This is a genomic window from Pristimantibacillus sp. PTI5 (assembly GCF_048572955.1).
GTDB lineage: Bacteria > Bacillota > Bacilli > Paenibacillales > Paenibacillaceae > Pristimantibacillus.
Map to the genome: position 1 here is coordinate 2,080,695 of NZ_CP183886.1, position 11,641 is coordinate 2,092,335.

The window sequence follows — 11,641 nt, forward strand, 5'->3', positions numbered from 1 at the left end:
GAATTCCCGGATCGGCTATCGTCTATATAAACGAAGGATAAATGAACACAAACTAATTTGACGAAGAGGTGTTTTGAAAATGGCATTAACGTCCGCATTCACGAGCTTCAACCTGCCTGTAATAAACGTAGAACAATCGATAGCGTTCTTCACCGGACTCGGATTCGAGCTTAACCCGCAATTCCCCGAGAACGAGAATTCGGTAGCCATCGTGATCGGCGACAACCTGCAGGTCATGCTGATCAATCAAGCATTCTTTAATACGCTCACGGAGAAGGAATCCGTCGATACGAGCAAGTATGCGCAGATGACGATCGCATTGGCCTTCGAGAGCCGGGAAAAGGTCGATGAAATCGTGAATACCGCGGTCTCCTTGGGCGGGAAATTGCACGCTGAACCTGAAGATCATGGGTCCATGTATCATTGGGGCTTCGTGGACTTGGACGGCCATCTGTGGGCCATTAACTACATGAACATGGATGCGACACAAGGTTAAGGCTAACGGAGAGCACGCTCGTACTAGGGTTCAAAAAGAAAGACGCCGGGCATCTTCCCCGGCGTCTTCTTCGCGATGATTAGTTTTGTTCGGTATAGACTTTGAAATTATCCATGATCGCTTGCCAGCCTGCTTGCTGGAACTCGACGGGATTGGAGCTTTCCGCGTCGAACGTTTCAATGACCTTCGTCTCATTCCCTTGATCGACGAAAGCAATATCCACTCTTCTTCCGTCTTCCATGGTGTAGCCGATCGCCTCATGTCGATTCACGACATCGTAGACGCCGCCAAAATCAAAGCCAAAGCTGCCATCCTTCGCTTCCATCCGTGTCAGAAACTTGCCGCCGACCCGCAGATCGTTTTCGGCTCTCGGCGCATGCCAGTCCTCGGACGCTTGATTCCACTTCGTGATGTGATCCGGCTCGGTCCAATAGCGCCATACCTTCTCGACAGGGGCTTGAATGACGGCTTGCACGGTTACTTTCGTCGGTTGACTCGTTTCCATTTTAAATAAACACCTCTCTCATGATATTCGTCGTTTGGTTATTCTCAATGATATAGACGTAAGCCAATGACGAAATTCATTGGTCAATTCGCTCAGGCAGCCCAAATCGCGAAAACAATGGCGTATGAATGAAGTTTTGAACGTGCAGGATTTGATTTTCTTTGGTTTCGATGACGTGGATGCCCCAGGGTACCAGCCCAGAGCCCTCTTTGCCCGGCATATACTGGGCCAACGCCGGATAACCGCCATTCACCGTAATGGGCACAAATCGCGAACCTTCGCAATGCCAGCGAGTAAGCGAATAGAAGGCGGACAAATCTTCCTTGCCGCGGATCCACATCTCGAAGGGCGGCATCGACATGCAGCCTTCCTCATGGAACAACGCGACGAGCGCAGCAATATCGAATTGCTCGAAGGCCTCCACATACCGGGACAGCAGCAGCTGCTCCGGTTGAACGTCCATGCTGCTGAGCTCATCCGAGCGAAGCTGCGCCCGGTTCATCGTCTCTCGGGCTCTTTGCAAGGCGCTGTTCACCGCTGCCGGCGACATCGCCAACGTTTCCGCGATCTGCTTGGAGGACCATTCAAATACATCCTTCAAAATGAGTACCGCGCGCTGCCGCGGAGGCAAGTTCTGCAGGAGAGCGATGAAGCACAGTTGAAGGGTATCTCTGCGGACGAGCCGATCCTCGGGATTGCCCCCAAAGTCGGGAGACGGCCAGATCCAGGCAGAATCCGGCAGCGTGTCGCGCGGCTCGACGATGGCGACGGCCGGGTCGAACAGGTCAACGGGAAGCGCGCGGCGTTTGGATTGTCTCAGCTTGTCCAAGCACAGGTTGGAGGCAATCCGATAGACCCAAGTTTTGAACGAGGAATCCTGTCTGAACGTGCTCCAGCTCTGCCAGACCCGAATACTCGTCTCCTGAACGGCATCGTCCGCATCGTCCATGGAGCCTAGCATTCGGTAACAGAACGAGGTTAAGCCCGGCTTCAAGCTTGCAAATAATGGTTCGTCAAATGCGGTTTCGTTCATCGCGGCCTCCCTTAAACGATCTCCCCGAAGGGTGGTACCTTCATTATATGCAATGAAGCGGACAGCCTCAACCGAATAAATAGGCAGGATTTTAGTACTCATGGATAAATATTTAGCACGATCGTACTAATAATTCAATAACCGATAAATTAACCCTTGTCTATACTTTAGAAATAATTCGCAATACCTCACGCCAGGTCCTGAATACTGGAGCTATCCTGCCCGTTAGTTTAACGAAGAAAGGAGCAGCTGCCGTAGCAAACTGCTCCATATTTGTTCAACTATCGTTTCCCGTTAGTTCAGTACCATTATACAAAAAAATCTAAAGTCAATACTGCCCTTGTTCTTTAATTATCTCTATTTCTTTAGCGCTAGCCTGTGCAGGAAAAGATTCATCAACCCCGCCTTCGACCCAATAACGTACTTTTTGTCCAATTTTATATTTCGAAGAGGATGTTTTTAACCAAATAGCGTTACCTGTATAATCTTCAAAAATATCGTTCCAACATTTACCAAAATCACTTTTTTTAACATTATCCAAAATCAATACTCTGTCTTCACTAACTTCAAATACATATCCTTGACCAGAGGGTTCGGAAACTAGTTTCTCTTCACATCCCCATAAAGCAATTGTCATTACTACTATCAGCAATATCTTTAAATACCTCATTTTCAATTCGCCTCCATGAAATAAACGAATTTGGTTCCGTTTTTGCTACAAACGGTTAAACTAACTTGCCCGTTACCGTAACGAAGGGCTACCACACGGCAGCCTCTTGGTGTTCAACTATCGTCCTGCCATTGCACCATGATTCAGCTATCGTTACCCGTATGCATACACGATCGCGATCGATGCAACGTGGGTAAGTAAGCAGCTTCTGCTTCAGCCGGCTGACCGAAGTGCCTTTGCCGTTATCGTTCTAGATCCGGTCCAGCCTCTCTTGATTATCAGGATCGCTCGCGATCCACTGATCTTTTCAGGTTATCGCCACCCAAATACTTACTATTCCGTTTATATTATATGGTTTTTAACAATCACCCTGATTGTTGTCGATTATTGGTCCCGGCGAATATTCACGAAGCAAAGCAAAACAAGCCGTCTATGAAAACAGCTTGTTATTGAATACTATTCGATTTTTAGTGCTCTGCACTACTTTACAGTAGCAACATTATTTAAGAACGGAAATCTCAATTCCTTCCGAAATATCCTTGCCGAACCATTTCTTGGAGATCCGCGTATAAGTCCCGTCTTCATGCATTGCCCTGAGCGCTTCGTTATAGGCCTGCACAGTTGCCTCCTGCCCTTTGGTGAACAGGAACGCCGCCGTTTCAATCTCTTCGGATTGATCGACTACTTTGATTTTAAGATCGTGCCTATTCTTGCGCAGATCCAGAAAATACAAATTATTATAGATCAGCGCATCTACCCGCTTGGAAGTTAAGAGCTCCACGGAATCGCCGTTCTCCGGCACCAGCGTGGCCCCGTATTTGAGCGCCAATGCCCCTTGGACGGACTCCGCAATTCCGTTCGTTTTTTTGCCAGCCAGGTCCTCGAAGCTGCGGATGTCCTCGTTCTCTTCCAGGACGATGAGAGTCAGATTGGAGAATTGATACGGATCGCTGAAGTCATATTTTTGCTTGCGCTCCTCCGTAACAGATAGCTGCGGAATCGTGTCGAAGCGCCCACCATCGATACCCGAAAACATGCCGGCGAATTCGACCTCGGCGTATTTTGCCTTAATGCCCAGCCGCTTGGCGATCTCATCGGATATGTCGATATCGAAGCCGGTTAGCCCGCTGCTGTCGTGGAAGGAATATGGCGGATACGTTCCCGTCGTCGCGACGATGATCTCGCCTTCGCTCTTCAGCTTTGCGAGCGAATCCGTCCCTTCGTTGGCCGAACTGCCATTCCCGCATGCGGTCAAGCTCAAAGCGATTAAACTTATGATACCTAATCCAAGCCTTCTCATATTAAACTGAAACCTCCATTATTATAATGATGATTCTGTATGATCCATTCGAGCGTGAGGAGACAGCCGTCTGACGAAAGCTTGAATCCGCTCGTGACGCGGCCGCACAATCACCTCGCCTGGCGTCCCGCTCTCCACGATCCGGCCTTCGTCCATGAAGATCACCTGATCGGCCACGCGGCTCGCGAAATCCAGTTCATGCGTGACGATGACGAGCGTCATCCCGTCCCGGGTCAATGCCTTCATCACCTCCAGCACTTCCAGCACAAGCTCAGGGTCAAGCGCCGAGGTCGGTTCATCGAACAACAGTATCGTCGGCTCCATCGACATCGCTCTGGCAATGCCGACCCGCTGCTGCTGGCCGCCGGACAGCTGATGCGGATAACGTTCCGCAAGTTCGCCTAGCCCAACCTTGTCCAAGAGAGCCGCTGCGTGCCACTTCGCATCAGGCTTATTCTGCCTTTTTACCACGACAGGTCCGAGCATCACATTCTCTAGTGCCGTCAGATGCGGGAACAAGTGATTGCCCTGGAAAACCATGCCGGTTTGCTGGCGGAAGCTTTGCACCGCGCGCGGGCCGGGCTTCTTATCGGCGCTGAAGGTCATAGACATCCCATTAAGCGTGATCGTGCCTTCGTTTGGAAGTTCCAGCAGATTGATACAATTCAATAGCGTCGATTTCCCGGAGCCAGATGGACCGATGATGATCGTGGTCGTTCCTTTGCGGATGTCGAGCCCGACATTCCGAAGCACCTCCACTGGACCGAAACGTTTATACAACCCACTAATCGAAAGCACATTCGGCTCGCCTCTCCCCGTCGGATCATTTCGCATACTCCCACCTCCTCTCTAACCGGCTCTGCCCGACCGTTAATAACGAGCAGATGACGAGATAATAGACACCGGCCAGTAGATAGAGAAGCATCGGCTCGAAGGTCGACGCCGCGATCAGTTTCGCCGCGCCGAACAAGTCCGGAAGCGTGACGAGCGCGGCGAGCGAGGTCGTCTTCACCAGCGTAATAAACTGGTTGCCGAACGGCGGGATGCAGACCCGGAGCGCTTGCGGCAGGATCACTTTCACGAGCACCTGTCTCCTCGACATTCCGAGTGCATAGCCGGCTCTCCATTGTCCCTCAGGGAGGGACAGGATGGAGGCACGGATGATCTCCGACGTATAGGCCCCTTCGGATAGCGTTAAGCTGATCAATACGCTCACGAAAGGCGATAGCAGGATGCCATAGTGGGGAAGCCCGTAGAAAATAATGAAAAGCTGAACGAGAATCGGCGTACACCTGATGATCCATACATAGGATCTTGCAAGCTTGCTTAAAAAACGATTAGGCGATAGGCTGGCCAGCGCGACTAATAGAGCTAGGATCAGCCCAAGGAAAAAGGAAATTAAAGACAGAGGGATCGTATAATTGAGCGTCCCTCTTAGCAACGGGACGAGCGAGTCTGAAATAATCTCCATCACCCGCTGAAGCCGGTCTTCCGTCATGACAATCCATCCTTGATGCCGCAATAGGCATTTGATATAATTCATATTATTCCAATACTATTACCTGTATTTATGAGCAGACGGAGGTTAGCGATGATTAACTTTAGGAATTCCCGGTACCGGTGCGCATCCGAAATTACGTTGGACCTGATCAGCGGGAAATGGAAGATTCTCATCCTCAGCTATTTGTCCGAAAACACCTTTCGCTTCAACGAACTACAGAAGCTAATGCCCGGCGCCACCCAAAAGATGCTGACCGCGCAATTGAGAGATTTAGAGCAAGACGGCCTGATCGTCCGCAAAGTCTACGCGGTCGCGCCTCCAAAGGTCGAATATTACTTATCGGAATTCGGAAGCCGCCTTGTTCCGATGCTGAAGACGCTGTGCGATTTCGGTGCGGATTACATGGAGAGCTTCCAGTCCGCTGCCAAGACCGATGATCAGCGAGCTTGAGTCTCGGCTATGTGATCAGAATTTTTGCGCCGAAGCCTTTGCCCGAACCCGCTGCCCTATGAAGCGCCTCTTCCCCATCCTCTTCCAGAACGATGACATTCTCCGGATACAATTTTCCAAGCAGCGCCCACAACACAAGCGGGTTTCTTGCCGTGTCGATCAGATGATACCCGGAGTCGGCCGTTGCCAGACCGGGTAGCTCCAAAATCTTCGCAGCCGAATGGCGCGTGACGTTCTCCAGATCCAGCTGGCTTGATGGGTCATGATCAGGCTTAGATTTCGGGAGGTACAGATATCGATGCCCTCTGAAAATTTGCCCGAGGTCCACATCATAATCGGCAGCGGCAATACGGAACCGGTACCGGATTTGTATCCGATCTTCCGCATCTTCTATAGGACTGACCAGCAGTTCGGCTTCGCGCGCTTGCTCTAACGCCCATTCAACTGAAGCAATGCCGACTACGTTATTGTCTTTCACAGTACTGTCATCCACCTGGCTCCTTGAAGCAGAATAGTAATCCGCGTAGGCGTAGTCGAAAACTGCCGCCGCAGTCTCTCCTTCAACGAACGGAACCGTTCTGACCGGATACCAACGGAGCAGATACCTTCGCGCTGTAGCCGGATGCCCGTTCAAGCTTGCCGGCAGTATTGTGCCATAATGGTACTGAAAGCCGTAACCTGCGGCCGATAACGCAGGGGCTAAGCCGCTTTGCGCATAGTGGAGCACCGATTGGTGTGATGGCTTACCGATGAGAAATTCCGATAGGAAAGCGGTGCGGGCCTGTTCGGTGAAACGAAGGCCTTTTCCCGTTTCCCCATGCTTGATCTCGATCGGTACCTCCTCCCAATTCTCGAAAGGAATGAGGAAATCACGTAAGAGCACTAGCTGATGAAGATATTCATTGAACAGCTGCATCACGGTAGGTCCCCCATGCGGACCGGTCAGTATATCCGTGACGAGAAGCGTCCACAAATGATGGTCGCAGCGGCTCCGGAACCGAATGGCCCCCAGCACCTCCCTGCTGATCGGCGTCTCCTCCCCCCCGCGTTCGCTTGCCCACCGGGCAATGGTTTCCCCGATCTTGCGGGCTTGCTCTGCCAGCTCGAGTCTCGCCGTATCTTCGAGCGCAAGCGCATCCAACTGCAATACCGCTTCCCTCCCTGAGAGCGCCAGACTGTTCCTGACATTCTCCAGCAAAGGCTCATAGCCCGATGTTCCTCGTAGGTGCTCGATCACCGAATCCAGCAGCATCCCCAGCTCCCATACAATTTCGCGCGCTCGGTATACTCCCTCGGGCAGCTCCCAGTCCCATTCTCCCTCAGGTTGACGGGTCAAAGCATCTTGTTGCGGATTCGCAATGTTCAGCGCAAGCGGAGTTCCCCAGCTTAGGCTGTACTCCCCCGCCTTTAATTGATAGGTTGACATCCTTATACACCTCTCTTTCGTTTTTACTAGATTAACAACGCTGCCGGTTTTTGGGAAGTACGCACTTTTCCGTATTATTGTTCCTTTTCGGTGCGATAGGCACCAAAAGGGAACTGTCATCGCGTTTCCTCTAAGTCTTTTGAATTGGCGAAACGAAGGAGCTTTGCGAGGTGCTCCTGACTATAATCGCTTTATTTTGGGTGAAGTGACAGGACAATGTTTAAGAAGGAGAGTGTATGGTAGTTCAAACGCAAAGACGCGCTATTTTTCCTGGCCTTAGCCTTGGCCGTAACGTAGGGTAAGGTTTTCTATTCGGGCTCGGCTTCGTCGGATTCATCGATGAAGCTTTGTTTCACCAGCTGCTGCACTGGCAACACTTTTACGATAATCGACGACGGAAATTGGCTTGGTATCGGACGGTTTGTTTCATGCCTTCAGCTGGTTGCGACCATCGGGGGCTTGTTTATGATTGCGGACTTTCGCCGGCGCGCTGCGTTGTTAGAACTATCGTGTCCCGTTAGAATTCCTGTAAAACAAACGAAATAATAATTTTGCCGACAGCATTAACGTAATCTGCCCGTTAGCTTAACCATGAATTATGAAATAACCTCTATATTAATGTTTTTAGCTGATATCGAGAACTCCATTAAAGGACCATCTAATAACACCTGAAGTTCAAAACCTGTTTCTGTGAGGTAAACTTCATCATAAAGCCAAACACTACCTACGCTTAAGTTTGCAAGCTGTAACTTCTCCACTCCCGTAAAGGTTAACTTAACATCCGTTAAATAATGATAGCCTCCTGTACAGTCCAATGTCATGATAAACGTTTCCTTCAAAGGCATCTCAATCGAAGTTACTCGTGCATCGTGTAATGTCTTCTCAAACAACTGAATAACATTCTCGGGAAGTGAGCTTTTTATGGAGTTATAGTAATTCTGATAAATAATCCCATTTGCTTTCGTTCGCTCATCACACTCCAATCGCCATTGGTCGGCCATTTTTCTAAGTTCTTCAGAAGGAAATTGTGATTTTAACGTTCCGTCTTGAATAAAAGGGATGAAAGAATGCTGGGAGATATTTAACTAACTCAGCTCTTTTATCCTCCAATTGGTTCTTACAAATGTCTTTGAAGTCCAAACCCTCAGATACATACCAAGCAATGTCTTCTTCCCAATCTTTCTTCGTTTCATGGAAAGTCAAAAAACTTGATATCTGTATTTCTTCAAACCACTCTTTAGTGAAGTATTTCATTAGTTCCTCCTAGTATAATTCACTCACTAAACATACGACTTGTATATATGTTTTGTTGCGCTAACCTGCCCGTTAGCTCAACGAGGCTGCCGTTTCATGCCGGCAGCCACGCTCGTACTAGTGATTGTTAAGCTATAGTTACCATTAGGCCATTCACCTGGGAACAAATCCTTCGTAAATTAACGCTCCGCGTCATGTATCAATTCTTTATTCCAATGATTATCAGTGTAACCCCGATTATTATTCCATTCGGCCAACATTTGTCTCTGCCTAATTTCTAAATCAGAGTAGGGAGCAGCCACAATTTCAATGTCACTGAACAAATCATTATAGATAGGCAACTGACTTGTTCCTTCCTTAAATTTTTTAAATGCTCCGATATCAGCATCATTTGCAGCCCATACCACTTTTTTAATCATGGAGAGTACTATAGTCCCCGTACACATTGGGCAGGGCTCACACGTTGTATATAACGTAAGCCCGTTGTTTATAACAAATTTTTTACTTTCAACATCTAATATCTTATGTCCAGCTTTTCTTATAGCGTCTACTTCTGCATGTGATGTTGAATCACAGCTGGAAAAAACTCTATTTCTACCTCGACTAACAACGGTTCCGTTAGAATCAACAAGTACCTTCTTCTTTTGCCTTTTGCGCTTCATCGAAAGCTAGCAGAAGGTAATCATAGTGTTTGTCCATTTTCACTCATCCTAACATAATAATTTCCAGTGATTATTTATTCCAGAAAATTATCTCCAATCCTTCTATTAAGAAGCCATTAATTTAAGGGTTTCTTCCACGCTATACTGCCCGTTAACTCAACGAGGCTGCCGATTTATGCTATTAGTCTCGTTCTGGTGATTGTTTAGCTATAGTTCCCCGTTAGCTACGCGATCCTGCCAAATGAAACACGACAACCCCATGGTATTATTTTATTAAGTAAAATCCTTTCATTAACATAGCAAGTCACGATGTTTTTTGTATGCAATTTGACTATCCATTGCCTGGTCGGAATAAAAAAAGGATTGTCTCCGCCTGTAATAGGTAGTGACAATCTTCTTTATGTTGAAATACAAGGCACATTCGAGAATACCTCAGCTAACCTCGACAACAAAAGGAACCGTAAGCAATTCCCCTTTGTACTGAAATTGACCCCATAGCTTATAGATGCCCTTCTCAGGAAACACAGAATGGAACATGACATTCGCTCCTCCACTCATCGCTTCTACAGCATGTGCATGAACAAACTGATCGGCATTTTGACTCAATATCACGCAATGACCGGATGTACCTAGAAAAGGTTCAAGCTGCTTGATCGGCTTGCCTGTTTCCTTGTCCGTAAAACGAAACAGCAGCATGACCATTTGTCCTGCTTTGATTTCAGTAACGGCTGGACTTGAAACTAGCGATATATCCAGATTGGCTATGCTCTTCACCCATGAAGTATCAGGTAACAAGGCCTCATTTGATCGTTGATTTCCGTCTATTTGGATCCATTGCTTATGAAGAATGACATCCTCCTTCTGAGGTCGAAACTCTGTTAGGAAAAGGTAAGGTCCTGCAAATGGAATTGTGAGCTGAACTTGGAACTCATTGTCTTTTATCTGCTTCGGGTGCACATGCTGAAAAGCGGTTAGATCCTTGCTCACTACAATAAGATGCATGAGTTTGGTCATATCTTCTGTATATTTCAGAACCGGCTCTCCTGCGTTTTTTGTTACTCCCAGTGACAATTCAATACTGCCCATCCTTAAAGGCTTACCCTCCAACTCAGTGATCGTGACCTGGTAGCTGGGATCTGCTTGCGCTGATGTTTGCTCTTTCTTAAGTGCAGCAAGTATTCCACGAGCAGGAGGTTCGATATCGACATTTTTAAATGTAGTAGATGAACACCCCGTTGGCGCAAGCAGAACAAGAATAAGTGGAATGGAGATAAAGCGAAACAGCTTACCGCTAACTTTCATCGTATCCCTCTGTCTGTCGCATTGGATAAGATACTTAATGCGAGCGAGAGCAGCGCAGCTTGCACAATAGAGCCTACCCAGAGCTCAGGCTCCCAACCAATACCGCTTGAAACAGCCATCCAGCCAAAATAGCTGCCCCATAATGCGATCGGGGTGAAGATGGCGACCAGACGGTTGCCCCTCTGAGGCTGTTCATCATTTCCGCGCCATAGTAGTAGTAAATCTGCACTTACACCTGCGATAAAAGAAATGATTAAACCTTGGATTTGATTAAAACCGTCTAGAACACCCATTAATGCCGTTATAATGAGAAACAATAGAGTAATCGCGCCAAACGGGGGCCTCCATCTCTTTAACATTAGAAAGACCGGATACATAAAAACAATCGTATTCAATAAAATAAAAGTCAGTCCACGTACTTGTGCATCTTCAACCATTCTGTGGGCGAACAGATTGCTGGAGTTATCTGTATACCATTCGATCACTTTCGGAGCAGCCAGGTTATATCTAAACATCCAGACATACATAAGAAAGAAATTAACCGTTCCTGCAGATAACGATAATGACAACAGAGAAGGCAAAAAGGTTTTCCAGTCAGGTCTTTCCCATCCAGACTCTCTCCAGCCCGCTCGAAGAGGACTAGATAAAATCAAAATACCGCCCAGCATTAAAGCCAGATGAGAGGGACTTAGCAATGCTTCAATATTTACTTCGATTCCAAAGATCAAATGCCATGCCATATCGCATAATCCGCCGACCAGAAAAATGAACACCCCTAGCAAACCTAGCTCATACCCCGCAGGAACGGATTGTTTCCAGCCGGACCCATTACGTTTTTTCGTATAAAGAGTTAATCCGACTACCCATATAGCACATGCTAGAAATCCGCTATATAATATGGCATGCCAGGGAGTAAAAAAAGTTTCTACTACTCCATGATTGTGTGCATAGCCATCAATAAAAATGCCTAGAACCAACCATGCGCCGAGCAGCATCGTAATGAAGTGGCTTGTTGCAGAAACCTTATAAAAAGACATTTTTC

At 47.8% G+C, this 11,641-nt stretch carries 14 protein-coding genes and 1 pseudogene; 3 read left to right on the forward strand and 12 right to left on the reverse strand.

The window, feature by feature from the left end; all coding sequences use genetic code 11:
- The first annotated feature begins 79 nt into the window (after positions 1 to 79).
- On the forward strand, positions 80 to 496 hold the full coding sequence (locus ACN6MW_RS09230; RefSeq protein ID WP_419875209.1) for a VOC family protein: 417 nt from the start codon (positions 80 to 82) through the stop codon (positions 494 to 496).
- Positions 497 to 575: 79 nt separating this feature from the next.
- Here ACN6MW_RS09230 and ACN6MW_RS09235 read toward each other — a convergent pair whose 3' ends face one another.
- From ACN6MW_RS09235 to ACN6MW_RS09260, 6 genes are all read right to left on the reverse strand, one after another.
- Entirely contained in the window at positions 576 to 1,001 is a 426-nt protein-coding gene (locus ACN6MW_RS09235; protein ID WP_419875210.1) for an SRPBCC family protein, read from the reverse strand.
- Positions 1,002 to 1,077: 76 nt separating this feature from the next.
- Positions 1,078 to 2,034, reverse strand: coding sequence for a sigma-70 family RNA polymerase sigma factor (locus ACN6MW_RS09240; RefSeq protein ID WP_419875211.1), 957 nt, complete (start codon positions 2,032 to 2,034; stop codon positions 1,078 to 1,080).
- Positions 2,035 to 2,362: 328 nt separating this feature from the next.
- On the reverse strand, positions 2,363 to 2,704 hold the full coding sequence (locus ACN6MW_RS09245) for a YobA family protein (RefSeq protein ID WP_419875212.1): 342 nt from the start codon (positions 2,702 to 2,704) through the stop codon (positions 2,363 to 2,365).
- A gap of 499 nt (positions 2,705 to 3,203) precedes the next feature.
- The gene (locus tag ACN6MW_RS09250) at positions 3,204 to 4,004 is read right to left on the reverse strand and encodes a transporter substrate-binding domain-containing protein (protein ID WP_419875213.1); all 801 of its coding nucleotides are present in this window, start codon (positions 4,002 to 4,004) and stop codon (positions 3,204 to 3,206) included.
- Between the two features lie 21 nt (positions 4,005 to 4,025).
- Positions 4,026 to 4,802, reverse strand: coding sequence for an amino acid ABC transporter ATP-binding protein (locus tag ACN6MW_RS09255; protein WP_419876309.1), 777 nt, complete (start codon positions 4,800 to 4,802; stop codon positions 4,026 to 4,028).
- Positions 4,803 to 4,827: 25 nt separating this feature from the next.
- Complete coding sequence (locus tag ACN6MW_RS09260) at positions 4,828 to 5,502, reverse strand: amino acid ABC transporter permease (RefSeq protein ID WP_223285605.1); 675 nt, start codon at positions 5,500 to 5,502, stop codon at positions 4,828 to 4,830.
- A 93-nt stretch (positions 5,503 to 5,595) separates the two neighbouring features.
- Here ACN6MW_RS09260 and ACN6MW_RS09265 point away from each other — a divergent pair, with 93 nt between their 5' ends.
- Entirely contained in the window at positions 5,596 to 5,955 is a 360-nt protein-coding gene (locus ACN6MW_RS09265) for a winged helix-turn-helix transcriptional regulator (RefSeq protein WP_169089669.1), read from the forward strand.
- A gap of 7 nt (positions 5,956 to 5,962) precedes the next feature.
- Here ACN6MW_RS09265 and ACN6MW_RS09270 read toward each other — a convergent pair whose 3' ends face one another.
- Positions 5,963 to 7,381, reverse strand: coding sequence for a hypothetical protein (locus tag ACN6MW_RS09270; RefSeq protein ID WP_419875214.1), 1,419 nt, complete (start codon positions 7,379 to 7,381; stop codon positions 5,963 to 5,965).
- A 302-nt stretch (positions 7,382 to 7,683) separates the two neighbouring features.
- Here ACN6MW_RS09270 and ACN6MW_RS09275 point away from each other — a divergent pair.
- A pseudogene (locus ACN6MW_RS09275) lies at positions 7,684 to 7,870 on the forward strand (DUF2243 domain-containing protein); the annotation flags it as partial.
- 107 nt (positions 7,871 to 7,977) lie between these two features.
- On the opposite strand, the gene ACN6MW_RS09280 reads toward ACN6MW_RS09275, so the two are convergent.
- The 5 genes from ACN6MW_RS09280 to ACN6MW_RS09300 all read right to left on the reverse strand — a co-directional run bounded on the left by ACN6MW_RS09280 (position 7,978) and on the right by ACN6MW_RS09300 (position 11,636).
- A complete protein-coding gene (locus ACN6MW_RS09280) occupies positions 7,978 to 8,382 on the reverse strand; it encodes a DUF4085 family protein (RefSeq protein WP_419875215.1) in 405 nt (134 codons plus the stop codon).
- A gap of 13 nt (positions 8,383 to 8,395) precedes the next feature.
- Complete coding sequence (locus ACN6MW_RS09285) at positions 8,396 to 8,635, reverse strand: DUF4085 family protein (protein WP_419875216.1); 240 nt, start codon at positions 8,633 to 8,635, stop codon at positions 8,396 to 8,398.
- 179 nt (positions 8,636 to 8,814) lie between these two features.
- Positions 8,815 to 9,297 (reverse strand): nucleoside deaminase, encoded by a 483-nt coding sequence (locus ACN6MW_RS09290; RefSeq protein WP_419875217.1) that lies wholly within the window; start codon positions 9,295 to 9,297, stop codon positions 8,815 to 8,817.
- Between the two features lie 432 nt (positions 9,298 to 9,729).
- Positions 9,730 to 10,599 (reverse strand): hypothetical protein, encoded by an 870-nt coding sequence (locus ACN6MW_RS09295; protein ID WP_419875218.1) that lies wholly within the window; start codon positions 10,597 to 10,599, stop codon positions 9,730 to 9,732.
- Positions 10,596 to 11,636: a hypothetical protein gene (locus ACN6MW_RS09300; protein WP_419875219.1), complete on the reverse strand. Its 1,041-nt coding sequence runs from the start codon at positions 11,634 to 11,636 to the stop codon at positions 10,596 to 10,598. Before ACN6MW_RS09300 ends, ACN6MW_RS09295 begins: the two co-directional genes overlap by 4 nt.
- Between the last annotated feature and the right edge of the window lie 5 nt (positions 11,637 to 11,641).